Genomic DNA, 20,211 nt, shown 5'->3' on the forward strand with positions numbered 1-20,211 from the left:
AAACGAATTAAGGGATCCCGTGCTCGACAGAATCAAAGCCTGCTTCACCGAAAGCATTCAAACCCAAATTGCAGCAGCGGAAGCACTCCCGGACGCCATCTCCCGTGCGGCGATGACGCTCGTTCAGTCGCTGCTGAACGGCAACAAAATCCTCTGTTGTGGTAATGGCACTTCCGCCGCCAACGCACAGCATTTTGCTGCCAGTATGATTAACCGTTTTGAAACAGAGCGTCCTGGTTTACCCGCCATTGCACTAAATACCGATAATGTGGTCTTAACCGCAATTGCCAACGATCGCCTGCATGACGAAATCTATGCTAAGCAGGTGCGAGCGTTGGGACACGCCGGCGACGTGCTGCTGGCGATTTCTACGCGCGGCAACAGCCGGGACATCGTGAAAGCCGTGGAAGCGGCGGTCACCCGCGATATGACTATCGTGGCGTTAACCGGTTATGACGGCGGTGAACTGGCTGGCCTGTTAGGGCAGCAGGACGTCGAAATCCGCATTCCGTCGCATCGCAGCGCGCGAATTCAGGAAATGCACATGCTCACCGTCAACTGTCTGTGCGATTTGATCGATAACACGCTTTTTCCACACCAGGACGATTAAGGAGAACACATGAAGGCTCTCTCGCCCCTCGCCATTCTGCTGTCTGCGCTACTGCTTCAGGGATGCGTTGCTGCTGCGGTAGTCGGAACGGCAGCAGTCGGCACTAAAGCCGCGACGGACCCGCGTACGGTAGGTACTCAGGTGGACGACAGCACGCTGGAGCTGCGCGTTAACAGCGCGCTGTCGAAAGATGAACAAATTAAGAAACAGGCCCGCATCAACGTGACCGCCTACCAGGGCAAAGTTCTGCTGACCGGGCAGTCCCCAACGTCCGATCTCTCCGCGCGCGCGAAGCAAATCGCTATGGGCGTAGAAGGTACGACGGAGGTGTTTAACGAAGTGCGTCAGGGCCAGCCGATCGGCTTAGGAACCGCGTCTTCGGATACCTGGATCACCACTAAAGTCCGCTCCCAGCTGCTGGGTACCGACCAGGTGAAATCCTCCAACGTGAAGGTGACAACCGAAAACGGTGAAGTGTTCCTGATGGGTCTGGTCACCGACCGTGAAGGACGCGCGGCGGCGGATATCGCCAGCCGGGTGAGCGGCGTGTCTCGCGTCACCACCGCCTTTACCTATATTAAGTAAGCATCTCTGCCTCCCGGCCTGCGCTACGCTGAGCCGGGCTACGGGTTCACCGTTGGCTGTGGGCCGGTAGCCCGGACAGGCGCGCAGCGCCGCCTCCGGGAAGATCATCAGAGTAAAGCAACGCCCCCAACCACCGCGCCGCACAGCGCCACCAGCCCACCGGTCAGCCACAGCGCCTTCGCCGGGAACGCTTTACGCAGCATAATCAGTGACGGTACGCTAACAGCAGGCAGCGTAATCAGCAGCGCCAGCGCGGGCGCCATGCCCATTCCTGCCAGCATCATGGTCTGCACAATCGGGATCTCCGCCGCCGTCGGTATCACAAACAGGCAGCCGGCAATCGCCATGGCAATCACCCAGAACAGCGTATTCTCCACCACGCCATCGGCGTGAGGGAATAGCCACACCCGCGCGGCGCCCAGCACCAGAACCGCCAGAATATAAACCGGGATGGTATTCCAGAACAGCGTCCACAGCGCGCGCAGCCAGCGGCTGAAGAAGCCGTCCTGCCCCGTTGTGACCGACATATCAGGCACGGGAACCGGCTGCGTCGCCGCTTCTTTCACCCATTTCTGAACCAGCGTGGCGACCACCAGTACGGTCGCCAGTCCGGCCAGCAGGCGAATCAGCGCAAACTGCCAGCCCAGCACGAAGCCCATAAACACCAGCGTCGCCGGGTTGAGCAGCGGATTGCCCAGCCAGAATGCCAGCGCGCCGCCCATGGATACCTGCTGTTTACGCATTCCCGCAGCCACCGGCGCGGCGCAGCAGGTGCACATCATCCCCGGTAGAGAGAATGCGGTCCCCAGCAGCGTACCGCGAAAACGCGATTGCCCTAACGTGCGCCGCAGCCAGTCACGCGGGATCAGCACCTGAATGAGCGATCCCAGCAGCACGCCTAATACCGCCGCTTTCCATACCGCCAGGAAATAGACCAGCGCGTAATCCCAGGCCGCAGCGAAAGGATTCGCGTCGCTATTTGCAAGAATGGATTTGCCGATACTGTGCGTCTCAGCGGCGGTAAAGGCTTTGCCGTAATAGGGCTGCCATTTAACGAACCACAGACCAACGATAACGACGAGAAAAAACAGCGCGGGCTTCCACCATTGAAACGGTGCTGCCGCCTGAGATGAAGACTGACCAGCCATAGCATTCCCCAGGGAGTGTCATGATAAATTGAGGACATGAATACTACGCCTCCAGGGAAACTTTGGAAATCAGTAATCCCCCGCGCGCGCGGCCCTCTCGCGCAGCTGCGACGAGGAGAGAATGCGGACGCCTTCCTGCGCGGGGGAGAGCGCCTCCGCGAGTAGCACGCTTGCCACGTCCCGCGCGTCTATCGATTTCAGGTTTCCCGGCAGCAGGCTAAAAAGCGGCGCAAGGAGCGTCTCGCCGGCGCGTTTTTTTTCGCGCTCGCCTACCAGCATTGATGGACGGGCAATCGTCAACCTCGGCCACTGCTGCGCAATCAGCGCCTCTTCCATCTCGCCTTTTACCCGATTATAGAAAAAGGGGGAATGCGCGTTCGCCCCCATCGCGCTGACCACCAGCATATGCTGCGCGCCCAGCTTTTTCCCCACCAGCGCGGTATCAATGACCAGCGTATAATCGGCATGCACAAACGCCTCTTTGCTTCCCGCTTCCCGGCGGGTGGTCCCCAGGCAGCAGAAAACAATATCGACCGGATCGACCACCTGCGCCAGCGCATCCGTGAGCTGCGGATCGTGCGGGTTAAATACGCCGGAGATATCGCTCAGCGGCCGACGCGTGGGCGCAGCAATGGACTTAATATCCGGTGCGTTGAGTAGCATTCGCAGTAAGTGACCACCAACTAACCCGGTTGCCCCCGTTAACAGTACCTGACTCATCGAAACTCCTTTGCAGATTTTTCTATGTTGCGATCCCAGCCTCATGTTCCAGACTTAATACTCTACGAGGTAATTATCCATCATCATCAGGGAAATGCCTCATTCCACACCGAAACACTGGAGGAAGAATGAGTAAGAAGATAGCCGTTTTAATTACCGACGACTTTGAAGACTCGGAGTTCACCTCACCCGCGGACGCCTACCGTCTGGCCGGACACAAGGTGGTGACCATTGAAAAACAGGCGGGGAAGAAGGTAAAAGGAAAAAAAGGGGAAGCTGAAGTCGTTATCGATAAAGCCATTGATGACGTCAGCCCTGCCGACTTCGACGCCCTGCTGCTGCCGGGCGGATATTCACCGGACTCGCTGCGCGGCGACGAACGCTTTGTCACCTTCACCCGCGATTTTGTCAATAGCGGCAAACCGGTCTTCGCCATCTGCCATGGCCCGCAGCTGTTGATTAGCGCTGATGTGATTCGCGGGCGTAAGCTGACGGCCGTGAAGCCTATCGTAGTCGACGTGAAAAACGCCGGTGGCGAATTCTATGACCAGGAAGTGGTGATCGACAACGAACAGCTGGTGACCAGCAGAACCCCGGACGACCTGCCGGCCTTTAATCGTGAAGCCTTACGCCTGCTCGGCGCCTGATTCGCGCAGCCAGTGCAGCTTTTTCCCAAAGCCCAGCGTGTTATCGGTGAACTTAAGCTCATCGGGACGAATCTCCCAGACGGATGCCGATAGCATGCGGGCGACAGGAAAACGGCTGACGTAGCGCTTGCGCATCGCCGCCTCTTCTTCCCCGGTGAGGCGGCGAATTTTACCTTTGAACTGTACGCCGCGGATCAGCGCCACGCTCTTTGGCTGGCCGTTGACCGTCCCGGCCACGTTGGCGCTTTCCCCGGTCATTTGACCGTGGCGCGTTTTTTCATCGCTGAGCAGATAAAATGCGACCTTCTCCGGGTCATAAACGTAAAAAGCATTGGCGCACCACAGCTCATCATCGCGGGCGACGCACCAGGTCACGACGTGCTGCTTACCCAGCCAGCGGCCGATCGCGGCGAGCGTATCCATCTTTACTCTCCAGTATGTTATGGTGCTCACACCTTAACATAGCGACCTCTGTACCGTGTGCTGGTTTCTCTATCTGATTCGTACCGCCGATAATCGCCTTTATACCGGGATTACCACCGATGTTTCACGCCGCTTTTGCCAGCACCAGACTGGCAAGGGCGCGAAAGCGCTGCGTGGAAAAGGCGAGCTTGAGCTGGCCTTCAGTCAGGAAGTTGGTGAACGCTCACTAGCGTTACGGCTTGAGTATCGTATTAAGCAGCTAACGAAGCGCCAGAAAGAGCGCCTCGTTGCTGGGGACGGTTCATTTGAGGCGCTGCTGGAAAGCCTCAGAAGCGATTAAAGTGGTCGCTATATTCGACCAGCCCGCTCACGCCGTTCAGCGCGTCATCGGCCAGACGATGCACCTGGAAAGCCTCAGCGCTATCGGGCCAGCGGCAGTGCAGATCGAAACGCGCCGCGGGTTCAAAGCCCAGACGGCCATAGAGCGCCGGATCGCCAAGCGTCACGACGGCGGCATAGCCAAACTCGTTCAGGGAATCGAGCCCTTCATAGACCAGCTGACGCCCGATGCCCTGACCGCGGTAGCTTTCATCGACCGCCAGCGGAGCCAGTCCAACCCACTGCAGCTCTTCGCCTTCGACGGCGACCGGGCTAAAGGCTACGTAGCCTACGACCTGACCTTCGTCATCCGTCGCCACCACGCCCAGCGTGATCAGGCCATCTTCACGAAGACTGTGCACCAGCTGCGCTTCCGCGTCGCCGCCGAAGGTACGACGCAATAGAGCATCGATACCCGGCGCATCAATCCCAATCTCTACTCGAATCAGCATGCCTCACCTACCGATGTCTGTTCAGGTTTCTGCGGGCCTTTCAGGCCAGCTTCAACAAAGTCCGCCAGCTGCAGCAGCATAATACGCAGCGCCTTTGGCATCTGCTCCAGCTCAATGGCATCCATCAGGTTTTTTACATACAGTCCCAGCTCGGTATCGCCTTCGATAACCAGGCGACGCTGGAAGAACAGCGTATCCGGATCCTGCTTACGCGCCGCGATCATCAGCAGGTCGCTGGCGTCGGCGCTGAAGCTAACGTCCGCTTCAGCCGCAGGGCTGACCACCAGACGACCGTCCACCACCGAGGTATACCACAGCAGGCCGATGTCGCGCACATGAATACTTAACCAGCGCCCCTCGAGAAACTCCAGTTCCCCATCCGCCAGCGCCTGGCGAAATTGCCAGCTTAATACCTGTTCCAGCACCTGGCGCTTGAGGGCAAATGGCGCCAGCTTAACCGGCACGCTCATCATCGACGGGCCAAAGTGAACCAGTTTGGAACGCAGTTTATCCAACACAAGCTTTACTCCATGAATGCAATAGTTCCTCTATTGTGCCATATCAAATAAACGACATAGCGGCGTAAATCAACAAAATCACGATGCCGGGCCGCAGGTATTGATCCCGCCAATACGCTTTTAACTGCCTCAAATCAAAAATTGTCACCAAAAGGTTAACTAAAATCCCAGCTCATTAACCATCCAGCGTCCCTGACGGGCCGCGTTTTTCAGGAAAAATTATGGAGCTGCTCTGCCCAGCCGGTAACCTTCCGGCGCTTAAGGCGGCCATCGAAAACGGCGCCGATGCCGTCTATATCGGGCTGAAAGATGACACCAACGCCCGCCACTTTGCCGGCCTTAATTTCACCGAAAAGAAACTGCAGGAAGCCGTCAGCTTTGTGCACCAGCATCGTCGCAAACTGCATATTGCCATTAACACCTTTGCGCATCCTGATGGTTATGCCCGCTGGCAGCGCGCGGTCGACATGGCGGCGCAGCTGGGCGCCGACGCGCTGATCCTCGCCGATATCGCGATGCTGGAATACGCCGCCGAGCGTTATCCGCATATTGAGCGCCACGTTTCCGTCCAGGCCTCGGCCACCAACGAAGAGGCGGTAAAGTTTTATCATCGCAATTTTGACGTCGCCCGCGTGGTGCTGCCGCGCGTGCTGTCGATTCACCAGGTCAAACAGCTGGCGCGCGCCACGCCGGTGCCGCTGGAGGTTTTTGCCTTCGGTAGCCTGTGCATTATGGCGGAAGGACGCTGCTACCTTTCCTCTTATCTGACCGGCGAATCGCCGAATACCGTCGGCGCCTGTTCGCCGGCGCGCTTCGTGCGCTGGCAGCAAACGCCGCAGGGGCTGGAATCACGCCTTAACGAAGTGCTGATTGACCGCTATCGGGACGGTGAAAACGCCGGCTATCCCACCCTCTGTAAAGGGCGGTATCTGGTCGACGGCGAACGCTACCACGCGCTGGAAGAGCCCACCAGCCTGAACACCCTGGAGCTGCTGCCAGAACTGATGGCGGCCAATATTGCCTCGGTGAAAATCGAGGGGCGCCAGCGCAGCCCGGCGTACGTTACCCAGGTGGCGAAAGTCTGGCGTCAGGCGATCGATCGCTGCAAAGCCGATCCGCAAAACTTCGTACCGCAGTCCGCGTGGATGGAGACCCTCGGTTCCATGTCCGAAGGGACGCAAACCACCCTTGGCGCCTATCACCGTAAATGGCAGTGAGAACAGCAATGAAATATTCATTAGGGCCGGTGCTTTATTACTGGTCAAAAGAGACGCTGGAAGATTTTTACCAGCAGGCGGCAAGCTGCAGCGCGGACACGATTTACCTCGGCGAAGCGGTATGCAGCAAACGTCGCGCCACCAAAGTCGGCGACTGGATCGACATGGCAAAAACGCTGGCGGGAAGCGGTAAACAGGTGGTGCTTTCCACCCTTGCGCTGGTGCAGGCGTCATCGGAGCTGGGCGAACTGAAGCGCTATGTCGATAACGGCGAGTTTCTGATTGAAGCCAGCGATCTCGGCGTCGTTAATCTGTGCGCGGAACGTAAGCTGCCGTTCGTCGCCGGGCACGCGCTTAACTGCTACAACGCCGTCACCCTGCGTCTGCTGCTCAAGCAGGGCATGGTGCGCTGGTGTATGCCGGTCGAACTTTCCCGCGACTGGCTGGCGAATTTGCTGACCCAGTGCGACGAGCTGGGCATTCGCGACCGGTTTGAGGTAGAGGTCCTGAGCTACGGTCATCTACCGCTGGCCTACTCCGCCCGCTGCTTTACCGCGCGCTCGGAAGACCGGCCGAAAGACGAGTGTGAAACCTGCTGCATAAAATACCCTAACGGGCGCGACGTGCTTTCGCAGGAGAACCAGCAGGTGTTCGTCCTCAACGGCATTCAGACCATGAGCGGCTACGTCTACAACCTCGGGAATGAGCTAAGCACCATGACCGGGCTGGTGGATATGGTTCGCCTGTCGCCGCTGGGTAGCGAGACCTTCGCTATGCTGGACGCCTTCCGGGCGAATGAAAACGGCGCGGCGCCGCTGCCGCTGACGGCGAACAGCGACTGCAACGGCTACTGGCGACGGCTGGCCGGGCTGGAATTGCAGAGCTGATTAACCGCTCACTTTGTTAATGGCTATCGCTGCTTTTTAATGCACTATTAAAGATGCAGCTTTTCTGGTTGGCGTATCCTGGATGCGCCAGGCTGGAAGAAGACCTTCAATCTGATGACGATGCTGTAGCAAAGTGAGCCTTTATGACTGACAAATCTGTTTCGTTCTCGGTGCTCGATCTGGCGCCGATCCCGCAAGGTTCTTCCGCAAAGGAAGCCTTCTCCCACTCTTTAGACCTGGCGCAGCTGGCGGAAAAGCGCGGCTATCACCGCTACTGGCTGGCCGAACACCATAATATGGTCGGTATCGCCAGTGCGGCGACTTCCGTACTGATTGGCTACCTTGCCGCGAATACCACCACTCTGCATCTGGGCTCCGGCGGCGTGATGCTGCCGAACCATTCGCCGCTGGTGATTGCCGAGCAGTTCGGTACACTCAATACGCTCTACCCGGGACGCATCGATCTCGGCCTTGGCCGCGCGCCGGGCAGCGATCAGCCAACCATGCGCGCGCTGCGTCGCCATATGAGCGGCGATGTCGATAACTTCCCGCGCGATGTCGCGGAGCTGGTGGACTGGTTCGACGCCCGCGATCCTAATCCACACGTGCGCCCGGTTCCCGGCTATGGCGAGAAGATCCCGGTCTGGCTGCTCGGCTCAAGCCTGTACAGCGCCCAGCTGGCGGCGCAGCTTGGGCTGCCGTTTGCCTTTGCCTCGCACTTCGCCCCGGATATGCTCTTTCAGGCCCTGCACCTCTACCGCACCCACTTCCAGCCGTCAGAGCGGTTAGCGAAGCCGTACGCGATGGTATGCATTAACATTATTGCCGCCGACAGCGACAGAGATGCGGAATTTCTGTTTACGTCCATGCAGCAGGCGTTCGTCAAACTGCGCCGCGGCGAGACCGGACAGCTGCCGCCGCCGGTGCAAAATATGCATCAGCTGTGGTCCGCTTCAGAGCAGTACGGCGTCGAAAAAGCGCTGAGCATGTCGCTGGTCGGCGATAAAGCGAAAATCCGTCACGGGCTGGAGTCGATCCTGCGGGAAACCCAGGCCGATGAAATCATGGTCAACGGCCAAATCTTCGATCATCAGGCGCGCCTGCATTCATTTGATTTGGCGATGCAGGTGAAAGAAGAGCTTCTCGGATAGTGAAAAATGCGGCATTTTTGCCGCATTTTCAATTAGTGATAGGTGGGTAATACGTTAAAGCTCGACAGGAAATGCACGATAACGTTACCCAGCCCGAACAGCAGAACCAAAGCAATCATCGGCTTTCCGCCCCAAACGCGAAACAATGGGCTACCAAAGCGTTTACGCGATGCGCGAGCCAGCAGCGCCGGTACAATTGCCGCCCAGATCGTCGCCGCCAGCCCCGCATAGCCGATCGCGTAGAGGAATCCGTTCGGCCACAGCAGGCCACCCGCCATCGGCGGAACAAAGGTGAGAAGCGCGGTTTTAAAGCGTCCCAGCGCGGAGTCATCGAACCCGAACAGATCCGCCAGATAATCAAACAGACCGAGCGTCACGCCAAGGAATGAACTGGCAACGGCAAAGTTCGAAAAAATGACTAACAGCAGATCCAGACTCCGGCTGTTCAGTACCCCACTGAGCGCCTGGACCAGGACATCTATGTTGCCCCCCTTCTGCGCAATACCGATAAACTCAGGGCGTGGGATATTGCCCATCGTCACCAGCAGCCACACCACGTACAGGCCCAGCGCCAGCAGCGTACCGTAAACCAGACACTTAACGATTGTGCGCGGATCTTTGCCGTAGTACTTCATCAGGCTCGGCACGTTGCCGTGATAGCCGAAGGACGCGAGGCAGAACGGCAGCGTCATCAGCAGATAGGGCATATACGAGGCATTTTGTTCAGCCACGTTAAACAGGGTGGTCGGCTGGACGTGCCCCAACAGGCTGCCAAAGGTCAAAAAGAAGGTAATGACCTTAGCTCCCAGCACAATGGCCGTCATGCGGCTCACCGCTTTGGTGCTCAACCAGACGATAAACGCCACCAGCAGCGCAAAACCGAAACCTGCCGCCCTTGCCGGTACGTTCAGCGACATTTCGCTAAACGTATGGTGCAGAATCGAGCCGCTGGCGGAGATATAGGCGTAAGTCAGAATATAAAGAACAAAGGCGATCGACACGCCGTTAACCAGATTCCAGCCTTTGCCGAGCAGATCTTTAGTAATGGTATCGAAGCTCGAGCCAATCCGGTAATTCAGGTTCGCTTCGAGGATCATTAACCCGGAGTGAAGCATACAAAACCAGGTAAAAACCAGCGCCGCCAGAGACCAGAAGAACCACGCGCCGGACATCACAACCGGCAGTGAGAACATGCCCGCCCCAATAATCGTCCCGCCAATAATCACTACGCCGCCAAACAAGGACGGTCGGGTTGCCGTAGTGGTAAGTGTCGCCATTTGCCGAAATCTCCAGTCGAAAATACTTTTCTTGTTATTAACGTGACGCACTGTACCAGTACACGAGTACAAAGGGAATAAAAAAAGCCCCAATCATAAAGATCGGGGCTGTATCGTTTACTTTACGTTAGCGGAAAGCGCTAATTATGCATCGCCACCGAAACGACGACGACCTGCGGAGTCATCGCGACGCGGAGCTGAAGCATCATCGCGGCGCGGCGCGCGGCCACCTTCACGACGTTCGCCGCTGAAACGACGACCTTCACCACGGCCGCCTTCGCGACGCTCACCGCCGAAACCACGGCCTTCACGACGTTCACCGCCGCCGAAGCTACGACCGCCTTCACGACGCTCACCGCCGCCACGACGTTCGCCGCTGCGTTCAGGACGCGGCTGAGCATCGCCCAGCAGCTGCATGTTCATCGGCTTGTTCAGGATGCGGGTACGCGTAAAGTGCTGCAGCACTTCGCCCGGCATGCCTTTCGGCAGTTCGATGGTGGAGTGAGAACCAAACAGCTTGATGTTACCGATGTAACGGCTGCTGATGTCGCCTTCGTTAGCAATTGCGCCAACGATGTGACGAACTTCAACGCCGTCATCACGGCCCACTTCAATACGGTACAGTTCCATATCGCCAACGTCACGACGCTCACGCTTCGGACGATCTTCGCCGCTGCGTTCCGGACGGTCGCCGCGCGGGCCACGGTCGTTACGGTCGCCGCGACGTTCGAAACGATCGTCACGGTCGCGGAACTCGCGCTTAGGACGCATAGGCGCATCCGGCGGCAGGATCAGCGGACGTTCGCCCTGAGCCATTTTCAGCAGCGCGGCGGCCAGCGTTTCCACGTCCAGCTCTTCGCCTTCGGCAGACGGCTGGATTTTCGCCAGCAGTGCACGGTACTGATCCAGATCGCTGCTTTCCAGCTGCTGCTGAACTTTCGCCGCGAATTTTTCCAGACGGCGTTTGCCCAGCAGTTCTGCGTTCGGCAGTTCAACTTCCGGAATGGTCAGCTTCATCGTACGTTCGATATTGCGCAGCAGACGACGCTCGCGGTTCTCAACGAACAGCAGCGCGCGGCCAGCACGACCCGCACGACCGGTACGGCCGATACGGTGAACGTAAGACTCGGAATCCATCGGGATATCGTAGTTAACCACCAGGCTGATACGCTCAACGTCCAGGCCACGGGCCGCAACGTCGGTTGCAATCAGGATATCCAGACGACCGTCTTTCAGACGCTCCAGAGTCTGCTCACGCAGGGACTGATTCATGTCGCCGTTCAGCGCAGCGCTGCTATAACCGCTACGCTCCAGCGCTTCGGCCACTTCCAGGGTCGCGTTTTTGGTACGAACGAAGATAATCGCCGCATCAAAATCTTCCGCTTCCAGGAAACGCACCAGCGCTTCGTTTTTACGCATACCGTAAGCAGTCCAGTAGCTCTGGCTGATGTCCGGGCGAGTTGTTACGCTCGACTGGATGCGCACTTCCTGCGGCTCTTTCATAAAGCGGCGGGTAATACGGCGAATGGCTTCCGGCATGGTGGCAGAGAACAGAGCGGTCTGATGACCCTCCGGGATCTGCGCCATAATGGTTTCTACGTCTTCGATGAAGCCCATGCGCAGCATTTCGTCAGCTTCATCCAGAACCAGACCGCTCAGCTTAGAGAGATCCAGCGTACCGCGTTTCAGGTGGTCCAGCAGACGACCCGGGGTACCGACAACGATTTGCGGCCCCTGACGCAGCGCGCGCAGCTGCACGTCATAACGCTGGCCGCCGTACAGGGCAACCACGTTTACGCCGCGCATATGTTTAGAGAATTCCGTCATTGCTTCAGCAACCTGTACCGCCAGTTCGCGGGTCGGCGCCAGCACCAGAATCTGCGGTGCTCTCAGCTCAGGATCGATGTTGTTCAGCAGCGGTAAAGAGAACGCTGCGGTTTTACCGCTACCCGTCTGGGCCATACCCAGAACGTCGCGGCCGCCCAGCAGATGCGGAATGCACTCAGCCTGGATCGGAGATGGTTTTTCGTAACCCAGATCGTTAAGCGCTTCAAGGATGGGAGCCTTCAGGCCCAGATCTGCAAAAGTGGTTTCGAATTCAGCCATGTAGTACGTGTGCCTCAAAATTAATGGCGGCCAGTCTACATAACTCATCGTGAAAATTTTCGGTAATTTTCATTGAAAAGTGTGAACCGGCTCAAAGTAGGTGTATTAACGAACAACAACGCCCTCACCCGCAAAGGTGATGGCAATCAAAAAAGGGCTGATGTGTTCGTCAGCTATTGCTGGTCCGATTCTGCCAGGTCATCTTGCTCCTGGCCCAAGAGCGATAATTCCAACAATGCGTATCGGTGCTCAACGTAGTTATGAACGTTGTTTGCGACCGCCAGTTTGAACAGTGCCGTAGCGCTGTCCTTGTCCCCCAGACTTAGGTAGTACTTACCTAAATAGAAGTTGGTTTCACTGAGATGCTCAGCGAGCGAGGTGTTATCCGTTGCGTCTGCCTTCAGACGGTCCATTAGCTCTTTTTCGCTAATGTCGCCAAGGTAGAACCCGACAATGTTCCATCCCCATTGTTCTTTATCCGACTTGTTTAAGCGCTGTCTCAGCGCTTCAAGCGCCTGCTTCTCATCGAGCTGACGCTCGGCGAGATAAAGCCACAGGCTTCGGAAAGGATCATTGGGATCGTCTTGATAAAACGCCAGCAGATCATCTTGCGCTAACTTAGCGCGACCGCCGTAATACAGGGCGATACCGCGATTTAAGTGCGCGTAGTTGTAAGTTGGATCAAGCTCAAGTACAGAATCAAACGCTTCATAGGCAGCATCAAAATTGCCTGCCTGCGTTAAGTAAATGCCTAAGTAATTGAATACTTCAGGCATATCCGGTCGGATTGCCAGCGCTTGTGAAAAATCATTTCGCGCTAATGCCCTCAGACCGAGACTATCATACAACACTCCGCGCTCATATAAAAGCTGTGCGCGTTCGTCATCGGTTAAAGCCCGACTGGCAAGAATTTGTTCCATGCGCGCCAGAATCACTTCCTGCTGCAAAGTCGGTTGCAATGGCACCGCGAGGACTGCGTCCTTACGCCAGGCAGAGTTGCTGCATCCTGCCAGCGTGAGAGCTGTCGCCACGAAACACCAGCGCAAAAAAGGCTTCATTTCCCACTCCCGAAGACAACGATTGGATGAACGTCCAGTTCCCCGGCTGCAAACAGGGCGTCCTGCCCGCAATGCGCCCTCCGCAATGCGGAGGGCAAACGGCAACCTTACTCGCCCTGCGGTTCGGCAGCCGGAGCTTCCGGCGCAGCCGCAGGCTGAGTTTGTTCAGTTGCTTCTTTGATGCTCAGACGGACACGGCCCTGACGGTCAACTTCCAGAACCTTAACCGGCACTTCCTGACCCATCTGCAGATAGTCGGTCACTTTTTCAACGCGCTTGTCGGCGATTTGAGAGATGTGAACCAGACCTTCTTTACCGCCGCCAATGGCAACAAACGCGCCAAAGTCAACGATACGGGTCACTTTACCGTTATAGATACGGCCAACTTCGATCTCAGCGGTGATCTCTTCGATACGACGAATCGCGTGCTGCGCTTTGTCGCCGTCAGTTGCCGCGATCTTCACGGTACCGTCATCTTCGATTTCGATAGTGGTGCCGGTTTCTTCGGTCAGCGCACGAATAACGGAACCGCCCTTACCGATAACGTCTTTGATTTTGTCCGGACTGATCTTGATCGTGTGGATACGCGGTGCGAATTCAGAGATATCGCCGCGCGGCGCGTTAATCGCCTGTTCCATCACGCCCAGGATGTGCAGACGCGCACCTTTAGCCTGGTTCAGAGCAACCTGCATGATCTCTTTGGTGATACCTTCAATTTTGATATCCATCTGCAGAGCAGAGATACCTTCGCGGGAACCCGCTACTTTGAAGTCCATATCGCCCAGGTGATCTTCATCGCCCAGAATGTCAGACAGTACAACGAAGTTGTCGCCTTCTTTCACCAGACCCATTGCGATACCCGCAACGGCGGCTTTCACCGGCACGCCTGCGTCCATCAGAGCCAGAGAAGCGCCACAGACGGAAGCCATGGAGGAGGAGCCATTAGATTCGGTGATTTCAGAAACCACGCGAACGGTGTACGGGAACTCTTCGATAGTCGGCATCACGGCCAGTACGCCGCGCTTAGCCAGACGACCGTGACCGATTTCACGACGCTTCGGAGAACCGACCATTCCCGTTTCGCCTACGGAGTACGGAGGGAAGTTATAGTGGAACAGGAAGGAGTCCGTGCGCTCGCCCATCAGTTCATCGATGTTCTGCGCGTCGCGTGCGGTGCCCAGGGTCGCGGTAACCAGCGCCTGAGTTTCGCCACGGGTAAACAGTGCGGAACCGTGGGTACGCGGTAGAACGCCGGTACGAACGTCCAGACCACGAATCATATCTTTTTCACGACCATCGATACGCGGCTCACCGGCCAGTACGCGGCTACGCACCACGTTTTTCTCGATTGCGTGCAGGATTTCGCCCAGTTCGTTAGCGTCCAGAGCTTCATCTTCCGCAACCAGGGTCGCGATAGTTTCAGATTTGATCACGTCAACCTGAGCATAGCGCTCCTGTTTATCGGTGATACGGTAAGCATCGCTCAGGCGAGATTCAGCCAGCGCGGCAACGCGCGCGTTCAGCGCCGCATCAACCACTTCCGGCTGCCAGTCCCAGCGCGGCTTACCGGCTTCTTTCACCAGATCGTTGATGTTCTGAATAACCACCTGCTGCTGGTCGTGACCAAACACGACCGCGCCCAGCATCTGGTCTTCGCTCAGCAGTTCAGCTTCGGATTCAACCATCAGTACTGCGGCTTCGGTACCTGCGACAACCAGATCCAGTTTGCTGGACTTCAGCTCTTCCTGGGTCGGGTTCAGCACGTACTGGTCATTAATATAACCCACGCGAGCGGCGCCAATTGGGCCGTTGAACGGAATACCGGACAGGGACAGCGCTGCGGAAGCGCCGATCATCGCGACGATATCCGGGTTAACCTGCGGGTTAACGGAAACCACGGTCGCGATAACCTGAACTTCGTTAACGAAGCCTTCCGGGAACAGCGGGCGAACCGGGCGGTCAATCAGACGCGCGATCAGGGTTTCGCCTTCGCTCGGACGGCCTTCACGACGGAAGAAACCACCCGGGATTTTACCTGCAGCGTAGGTACGCTCTTGATAGTTAACGGTCAGCGGGAAGAAATCCTGGCCTGGCTTCGCTTTTTTCTGGCCCACAACGGTAACGAATACCGCGGTGTCATCCATGCTAACCATAACGGCGGCAGTTGCCTGGCGCGCCATCATGCCGGTCTCCAGCGTTACGGTATGTTGGCCGTACTGGAATTTACGAACGATCGGATTAAGCAAAATTCTATCCTTTTATCTATAGATGATGTCAAATCCACGATAAGACATCGTATGACCCGATCTTCTGCATCCTCGCGACTAATGACAACCTTTACCCGCCCCTGCGAGTCAAGCCTCTCATTAGCCGCGCGAACCTCTGCATGAAGATCATTAATAGCAACAATACATGAGTTTTTAATGAATTGCTGCCGCCCGGTCGAAAAAAGGGGCCGTGAGGCCCCTTCTTCTGAAACTCGCAGAATTAGCGACGCAGACCCAGACGCTCGATCAGCGCAGAGTAACGTGCAACATCTTTACGTTTCAGGTAGTCGAGCAGTTTACGACGCTGAGAAACCATGCGCAGCAGACCACGACGGCTGTGGTGATCTTTTTTGTGCTCTGCAAAGTGACCCTGCAGGTGGTTGATCTGTGCAGTCAGCAGTGCAACCTGAACTTCAGTAGAACCGCTGTCGTTTTCGCCACGACCGAACTCAGAAACGATTTTTGCTTTAGCTTCAACGCTTAGAGACATTTTCGAACTCCAAAATTAAAAGAAAGAAAGGGTGCCGATCTCTAATTCAGCAACCCCTGATATAACGCTCGCAAATGTTAAAACACGTTGGCGAGTGTTAAGCGGCGATATTCTACTCGCAGCAGCCTTTTATCGCAAGGAAAGCGCTCAGACAGGGTATTCAACCACCAGACGACGAGGCGCCACGCGGCCTTCATCATCCATCTCACCCATACCAAGAAACTTCTCTTCAGCGCCTTCAGTAACGCGAACCAGCCCCTGCAGCGGCGCGCCCGATGTCCGCACCGGGTTACCGTTTTTAAAGTAGACGGCCGAGGTTTCCGGAATATTCACCAGCGGGTAATCCGAAGCCGGACTGTCCATCGGCATCAGCAGCGGGTCCAGCAGCTGGGCTGCGGGAATATCCTGCGCATTTGCTTGTTCGACAAGCGCCTGTAGCTGCTCCAGCGTCACCATCCGTTCGACGGGATATTTACTGACCGCCAGGCGACGCAGGAAAATGACGTGCGCGCCGCACCCGAGTTTCTCGCCTAAGTCATCAATAATCGTGCGAATGTAGGTGCCTTTCGAGCAGTGAATCTCCAGCTCGAGCTCCGTCCCCTCATGGCGAATAAACAGCAGCTCGTACACCGTAATCGGCCGGGATTCACGCGGTACTTCAATCCCCTGTCGGGCATATTCGTACAGCTTTTTCCCCTGGTATTTCAGCGCCGAATACATCGACGGTACCTGCTGGGTTTCGCCACGGAAGCCGTCGAGCGCTGCCGCCAGCAGCTCCGGGCTAAAAGTCAGCGGACGCTCTTCCACCACCTGGCCATCGGCATCAGAGGTATCGGTGCGCTGGCCAAGCCTGGCAATCACGCGGTAGCGCTTGTCAGAATCGAGCAGATACTGGGAAAACTTTGTCGCTTCCCCGAGGCAAATCGGCAGCATACCGGTCGCCAGCGGATCCAGCGCCCCGGTGTGCCCTGCCCGATTAGCATTATAAAGCCGCTTAACTTTCTGCAGCACGTCGTTGCTGGATGCGCCCTGCGGTTTATCCAGCAACAGTACGCCATGCACGTCACGGCCGCGACGACGAGGACGACTCATTAGTCCTCCTTACTGTCGTCCGGGTTCACACGACGTTCATCGTCATGTTTTACCACGCTGGTCACCAGGTTCGACATGCGCATCCCTTCGACTAATGAATTGTCGTAGAAGAAAGTCAGTTCCGGCACGATACGCAGGCGCATCGCTTTGCCCAGCAGCGAGCGGATAAAACCAGATGCTTCCTGCAAAGCCTTGATCCCCGCTTTCACGGCGGCTTCGTCTTTGTCGTTCAGGAAGGTCACAAACACTTTGGCATAGGCCAGGTCGCGGGACATTTCAACGCCTGAAACGGTCGTCATCATGCCCAGACGCGGGTCTTTAATTTCGCGCTGCAGGATGATTGCGATCTCTTTTTGCATCTCCTGGGCCACGCGCTGCGGGCGACCAAATTCTTTCGCCATAATAAATTCTCCAGACAAATAAGGGGGCCACGCGGCCCCCTTTAATTTTGTATAACCGGGTGGCGCTGCGCTTCCCCGGCCTACTAAACGATTAATCGATGGTACGTTGAATCTCGATGATTTCGAATACTTCGATCATATCGCCAACGCGAACGTCGTTGTAGTTCTTAACGCCGATACCACACTCCATACCGTTACGAACTTCGTTAACGTCATCTTTGAAGCGGCGCAGGGATTCCAGCTCGCCTTCATAGATAACCACGTTGTCGCGCAGGACGCGGATTGGGTTATGACGCTTGATCGTACCTTCGGTAACCATACAGCCTGCGATGGCGCCGAATTTCGGCGATTTGAACACATCACGGACTTCAGCCAGACCAATGATCTGCTGTTTCAGTTCCGGAGACAGCATGCCGCTCATCGCTGCTTTCACTTCGTCGATCAGATGGTAGATGACGGAGTAGTAGCGCAGATCCAGGCTTTCCGCGTCGATAACTTTACGTGCGGATGCATCAGCACGTACGTTGAAGCCAACCAGAATCGCGTTGGATGCGGCTGCCAGGGTCGCGTCGGTTTCGGTGATACCACCTACGCCGGAACCGATAATCTTCACTTTCACTTCGTCGGTAGACAGTTTCAGCAAGGAGTCGGAGATCGCTTCCACAGAGCCCTGCACGTCCGCTTTGAGGACGATGTTCACTTCGTGAACTTCGCCTTCGGTCATGTTGGCGAACATGTTCTCAAGCTTAGATTTCTGCTGACGAGCCAGTTTAACTTCACGGAATTTACCCTGACGATACAGCGCAACTTCACGTGCTTTTTTCTCGTCACGCACAACGGTCACTTCGTCACCGGCAGCCGGTACACCTGACAGGCCAAGGATTTCCACCGGAATGGACGGACCCGCTTCCAGCACTTCCTGACCCAGTTCGTTACGCATCGCACGAACGCGACCGTATTCGAAACCGCACAGGACGATGTCGCCTTTATGCAGCGTACCTTCGCGTACCAGAACGGTGGCAACCGGACCACGACCTTTATCGAGGAAAGATTCGATAACCGCGCCGCTCGCCATACCGTTGCGAACCGCTTTCAGCTCCAGAACTTCAGCCTGCAGCAGGATAGCATTCAGCAGATCGTCAATACCGGTACCGGCTTTAGCGGATACAGGGATGAACTGCGCTTCGCCACCCCACTCTTCCGGCATAACGCCGTACTGAGAGAGCTCGTTTTTAACGCGATCCAGGTCCGCTTCCGGCTTATCGATTTTGTTCACCGCAACCACCAGAGGTACCTGCGCCGCTTTCGCGTGCTGGATAGCTTCGATAGTCTGCGGCATTACGCCGTCGTCTGCCGCCACAACCAGAACCACGATATCCGTCGCCTGCGCACCACGAGCACGCATAGAGGTAAACGCGGCGTGACCCGGGGTATCCAGGAAGGTGATCATACCGTTGTCGGTTTCGACGTGGTACGCACCGATGTGCTGGGTAATGCCGCCCGCTTCGCCAGAGGCCACTTTCGTTGAACGAATGTAGTCCAGCAGAGAGGTTTTACCGTGGTCAACGTGACCCATGATGGTCACAACCGGTGCGCGCGGTTCAGCCGCAGCGCCGGTGTCACGGTCGCTCATTACCGCTTCTTCCAGCTCGTTTTCACGACGCAGGATAACTTTGTGGCCCATCTCTTCGGCAACCAGTTGTGCGGTTTCCTGGTCGATGACCTGGTTAATCGTCGCCATGGCGCCCAGCTTCATCATCGCTTTGATGACCTGAGAACCTTTGACGGCCATCTTGTTGGCCAGATCGCCAACGGTGATGGTTTCGCCGATGATAACATCACGGTTAACCGCCTGAGCCGGCTTCTGGAAGCCTTGCTGCAGAGCAGAACCTTTACGATGCTTGCCACCTTTACCGCCGCGAACGGCCGCACGGGCTTCTTCACGATCGGCTTTCGATTCAGCGTGTTTGTTGCCTTTCTTAGCCGGACGCGCTGCTTTCGCATTACGTCCACGGCCGCGACCGCCTTCAACTTCACGATCGTTATCGTCTTCAGCCTGACGCGCATGCTGAGAAGTCGTTACGTGATAGTCAGTGGTCTCTTCAGGGGTTTCTGGCGCTTCAGTCCAGTTCTTTTCATTTTCTTGAGCCATACGGCGTGCTTCTTCCGCTACACGGCGCGCTTCTTCTTCAAGTTTGCGGCGTGCTTCTTCTTCCGATTTGCGCTTCAGCTCCGCAGCTTCGTTTTCGCGGCGTTGCTTTTCAGCCTGGGCGGTTTTGGTCATATCGTCGGTTTGTTGATTGCTCACTTTGTCTTTTTCCGCGGCTTCACGTTTCGCTTTATCGGCGAGTTCACGTTTCGCTTGTTCTGCGGCCTCACGTTCAGCTTTTAATTGCGCCTCGCGTTTGGCAGCTTCTTCTGCCTCACGACGGGCTTGCTCTTCCGCTTCACGCTGCGCCTGCTCTTCCGCGGCAAGGCGTTCGGCCTCTTGCGGATCGCGTTTCACAAAGGTGCGTTTCTTGCGGACTTCGATTTGTACCGACTTACTCTTTCCACCGGTACCCGGAATATTTAACGTGCTGCGCGTTTTGCGCTGCAGCGTCAGCTTGTCGGGCGCTGAGCCGTGTTCACGGTTCAGGTGCGTCAACAAGGTTTGCTTCTCTTGCGCGGTCACAGAATCATCAGCCGATTTGCGGATCCCTGCATCAGCAAATTGCTGTATCAGGCGATCCACAGAGGTCTGAATCTCTGAGGCCAGCGCTTTAATGGTCACATCTGTCATGC

Annotated in this window: 21 protein-coding genes; 7 read left to right on the forward strand and 14 right to left on the reverse strand. The window is 56.5% G+C overall.

Going from position 1 to position 20,211, the window contains the following annotated elements:
- The first annotated feature begins 19 nt into the window (after window positions 1-19).
- Entirely contained in the window at window positions 20-610 is a 591-nt protein-coding gene (gene diaA, locus SIK97_RS26700; RefSeq protein WP_002918211.1) for a DnaA initiator-associating protein DiaA, read from the forward strand.
- A 9-nt stretch (window positions 611-619) separates the two neighbouring features.
- Entirely contained in the window at window positions 620-1,195 is a 576-nt protein-coding gene (gene dolP, locus SIK97_RS26705; protein ID WP_004125578.1) for a division/outer membrane stress-associated lipid-binding lipoprotein, read from the forward strand.
- 107 nt (window positions 1,196-1,302) lie between these two features.
- On the opposite strand, the gene SIK97_RS26710 is transcribed toward dolP, so the two are convergent.
- Window positions 1,303-2,343 carry a permease gene (locus tag SIK97_RS26710; RefSeq protein WP_047722880.1) on the reverse strand — a complete coding sequence of 347 codons (1,041 nt, stop codon included), beginning with the start codon at window positions 2,341-2,343 and terminating at the stop codon, window positions 1,303-1,305.
- A gap of 69 nt (window positions 2,344-2,412) precedes the next feature.
- Window positions 2,413-3,063 (reverse strand): NAD(P)H-binding protein, encoded by a 651-nt coding sequence (locus tag SIK97_RS26715; RefSeq protein WP_057173183.1) that lies wholly within the window; start codon window positions 3,061-3,063, stop codon window positions 2,413-2,415.
- Between the two features lie 128 nt (window positions 3,064-3,191).
- Here SIK97_RS26715 and SIK97_RS26720 point away from each other — a divergent pair, with 128 nt between their 5' ends.
- Window positions 3,192-3,710 (forward strand): type 1 glutamine amidotransferase domain-containing protein, encoded by a 519-nt coding sequence (locus SIK97_RS26720; protein ID WP_004854517.1) that lies wholly within the window; start codon window positions 3,192-3,194, stop codon window positions 3,708-3,710.
- Here SIK97_RS26720 and SIK97_RS26725 read toward each other — a convergent pair.
- Window positions 3,690-4,133 carry a YhbP family protein gene (locus SIK97_RS26725; protein WP_025108142.1) on the reverse strand — a complete coding sequence of 148 codons (444 nt, stop codon included), beginning with the start codon at window positions 4,131-4,133 and terminating at the stop codon, window positions 3,690-3,692. The two genes, SIK97_RS26720 and SIK97_RS26725, sit on opposite strands and share 21 nt — an antisense overlap.
- Window positions 4,134-4,188: 55 nt before the next feature.
- Here SIK97_RS26725 and SIK97_RS26730 point away from each other — a divergent pair, with 55 nt between their 5' ends.
- The gene (locus SIK97_RS26730) at window positions 4,189-4,473 is read left to right on the forward strand and encodes a GIY-YIG nuclease family protein (RefSeq protein ID WP_004854522.1); all 285 of its coding nucleotides are present in this window, start codon (window positions 4,189-4,191) and stop codon (window positions 4,471-4,473) included.
- On the opposite strand, the gene SIK97_RS26735 is transcribed toward SIK97_RS26730, so the two are convergent.
- Window positions 4,460-4,963, reverse strand: a complete 504-nt coding sequence (locus SIK97_RS26735) for a GNAT family N-acetyltransferase (RefSeq protein WP_057173182.1) — start codon at window positions 4,961-4,963, stop codon at window positions 4,460-4,462. The two genes, SIK97_RS26730 and SIK97_RS26735, sit on opposite strands and share 14 nt — an antisense overlap.
- Window positions 4,957-5,481, reverse strand: coding sequence for a ubiquinone anaerobic biosynthesis accessory factor UbiT (gene ubiT, locus SIK97_RS26740; protein ID WP_004854523.1), 525 nt, complete (start codon window positions 5,479-5,481; stop codon window positions 4,957-4,959). Before ubiT ends, SIK97_RS26735 begins: the two co-directional genes overlap by 7 nt.
- Window positions 5,482-5,702: 221 nt before the next feature.
- Between ubiT and ubiU the strand changes: the two genes are divergently transcribed.
- The 3 genes from ubiU to SIK97_RS26755 all read left to right on the forward strand — a co-directional run bounded on the left by ubiU (window position 5,703) and on the right by SIK97_RS26755 (window position 8,736).
- Window positions 5,703-6,698 (forward strand): ubiquinone anaerobic biosynthesis protein UbiU, encoded by a 996-nt coding sequence (gene ubiU, locus SIK97_RS26745; RefSeq protein ID WP_004106058.1) that lies wholly within the window; start codon window positions 5,703-5,705, stop codon window positions 6,696-6,698.
- 8 nt (window positions 6,699-6,706) lie between these two features.
- Complete coding sequence (locus SIK97_RS26750; protein ID WP_077254512.1) at window positions 6,707-7,585, forward strand: U32 family peptidase; 879 nt, start codon at window positions 6,707-6,709, stop codon at window positions 7,583-7,585.
- Window positions 7,586-7,728: 143 nt separating this feature from the next.
- Window positions 7,729-8,736, forward strand: a complete 1,008-nt coding sequence (locus SIK97_RS26755) for a luciferase-like monooxygenase (protein WP_032693258.1) — start codon at window positions 7,729-7,731, stop codon at window positions 8,734-8,736.
- A 32-nt stretch (window positions 8,737-8,768) separates the two neighbouring features.
- Here the strand turns inward: SIK97_RS26755 and mtr are convergent, their stop codons facing one another.
- From mtr to infB, 9 genes are all read right to left on the reverse strand, one after another.
- A complete protein-coding gene (mtr, locus tag SIK97_RS26760) occupies window positions 8,769-10,013 on the reverse strand; it encodes a tryptophan permease (protein WP_025108146.1) in 1,245 nt (414 codons plus the stop codon).
- Between the two features lie 144 nt (window positions 10,014-10,157).
- Window positions 10,158-12,119, reverse strand: coding sequence for a DEAD/DEAH family ATP-dependent RNA helicase (locus tag SIK97_RS26765; protein WP_014839626.1), 1,962 nt, complete (start codon window positions 12,117-12,119; stop codon window positions 10,158-10,160).
- The gene (gene yrbN, locus SIK97_RS26770; RefSeq protein ID WP_085954934.1) at window positions 12,112-12,192 is read right to left on the reverse strand and encodes a protein YrbN; all 81 of its coding nucleotides are present in this window, start codon (window positions 12,190-12,192) and stop codon (window positions 12,112-12,114) included. Before yrbN ends, SIK97_RS26765 begins: the two co-directional genes overlap by 8 nt.
- 100 nt (window positions 12,193-12,292) lie before the next feature.
- On the reverse strand, window positions 12,293-13,177 hold the full coding sequence (nlpI, locus tag SIK97_RS26775; RefSeq protein WP_004854535.1) for a lipoprotein NlpI: 885 nt from the start codon (window positions 13,175-13,177) through the stop codon (window positions 12,293-12,295).
- Window positions 13,178-13,284: 107 nt separating this feature from the next.
- A complete protein-coding gene (gene pnp / locus SIK97_RS26780; RefSeq protein WP_047722877.1) occupies window positions 13,285-15,423 on the reverse strand; it encodes a polyribonucleotide nucleotidyltransferase in 2,139 nt (712 codons plus the stop codon).
- Between the two features lie 241 nt (window positions 15,424-15,664).
- Window positions 15,665-15,934 carry a 30S ribosomal protein S15 gene (gene rpsO / locus SIK97_RS26785; RefSeq protein ID WP_002918244.1) on the reverse strand — a complete coding sequence of 90 codons (270 nt, stop codon included), beginning with the start codon at window positions 15,932-15,934 and terminating at the stop codon, window positions 15,665-15,667.
- Window positions 15,935-16,081: 147 nt separating this feature from the next.
- A complete protein-coding gene (gene truB / locus SIK97_RS26790; RefSeq protein WP_032751469.1) occupies window positions 16,082-17,026 on the reverse strand; it encodes a tRNA pseudouridine(55) synthase TruB in 945 nt (314 codons plus the stop codon).
- Complete coding sequence (gene rbfA, locus SIK97_RS26795; protein WP_004106092.1) at window positions 17,026-17,427, reverse strand: 30S ribosome-binding factor RbfA; 402 nt, start codon at window positions 17,425-17,427, stop codon at window positions 17,026-17,028. Before rbfA ends, truB begins: the two co-directional genes overlap by 1 nt.
- 91 nt (window positions 17,428-17,518) lie before the next feature.
- Window positions 17,519-20,209 carry a translation initiation factor IF-2 gene (infB, locus tag SIK97_RS26800; protein WP_025108147.1) on the reverse strand — a complete coding sequence of 897 codons (2,691 nt, stop codon included), beginning with the start codon at window positions 20,207-20,209 and terminating at the stop codon, window positions 17,519-17,521.
- Window positions 20,210-20,211: the final 2 nt, after the last annotated feature.

This window comes from Klebsiella sp. JN_Kp126 (assembly GCF_033843325.1).
Taxonomy (GTDB): domain Bacteria; phylum Pseudomonadota; class Gammaproteobacteria; order Enterobacterales; family Enterobacteriaceae; genus Klebsiella; species Klebsiella michiganensis.

Bases quoted from the DNA above. Each gene is read 5' to 3' on its own strand.
- dolP (WP_004125578.1), top strand. From the start codon at position 620: ATGAAGGCTCTCTCGCCCCTCGCCATTCTGCTGTCTGCGCTACTGCTT.
- SIK97_RS26710 (WP_047722880.1), bottom strand. From the start codon at position 2,343: ATGGCTGGTCAGTCTTCATCTCAGGCGGCAGCACCGTTTCAATGGTGG.
- SIK97_RS26715 (WP_057173183.1), bottom strand. From the start codon at position 3,063: ATGAGTCAGGTACTGTTAACGGGGGCAACCGGGTTAGTTGGTGGTCAC.
- SIK97_RS26720 (WP_004854517.1), top strand. From the start codon at position 3,192: ATGAGTAAGAAGATAGCCGTTTTAATTACCGACGACTTTGAAGACTCG.
- SIK97_RS26725 (WP_025108142.1), bottom strand. From the start codon at position 4,133: ATGGATACGCTCGCCGCGATCGGCCGCTGGCTGGGTAAGCAGCACGTC.
- SIK97_RS26735 (WP_057173182.1), bottom strand. From the start codon at position 4,963: ATGCTGATTCGAGTAGAGATTGGGATTGATGCGCCGGGTATCGATGCT.
- ubiU (WP_004106058.1), top strand. From the start codon at position 5,703: ATGGAGCTGCTCTGCCCAGCCGGTAACCTTCCGGCGCTTAAGGCGGCC.
- SIK97_RS26750 (WP_077254512.1), top strand. From the start codon at position 6,707: ATGAAATATTCATTAGGGCCGGTGCTTTATTACTGGTCAAAAGAGACG.
- SIK97_RS26755 (WP_032693258.1), top strand. From the start codon at position 7,729: ATGACTGACAAATCTGTTTCGTTCTCGGTGCTCGATCTGGCGCCGATC.
- mtr (WP_025108146.1), bottom strand. From the start codon at position 10,013: ATGGCGACACTTACCACTACGGCAACCCGACCGTCCTTGTTTGGCGGC.
- SIK97_RS26765 (WP_014839626.1), bottom strand. From the start codon at position 12,119: ATGGCTGAATTCGAAACCACTTTTGCAGATCTGGGCCTGAAGGCTCCC.
- yrbN (WP_085954934.1), bottom strand. From the start codon at position 12,192: ATGAAAATTACCGAAAATTTTCACGATGAGTTATGTAGACTGGCCGCC.
- nlpI (WP_004854535.1), bottom strand. From the start codon at position 13,177: ATGAAGCCTTTTTTGCGCTGGTGTTTCGTGGCGACAGCTCTCACGCTG.
- rpsO (WP_002918244.1), bottom strand. From the start codon at position 15,934: ATGTCTCTAAGCGTTGAAGCTAAAGCAAAAATCGTTTCTGAGTTCGGT.
- truB (WP_032751469.1), bottom strand. From the start codon at position 17,026: ATGAGTCGTCCTCGTCGTCGCGGCCGTGACGTGCATGGCGTACTGTTG.
- rbfA (WP_004106092.1), bottom strand. From the start codon at position 17,427: ATGGCGAAAGAATTTGGTCGCCCGCAGCGCGTGGCCCAGGAGATGCAA.
- infB (WP_025108147.1), bottom strand. From the start codon at position 20,209: ATGACAGATGTGACCATTAAAGCGCTGGCCTCAGAGATTCAGACCTCT.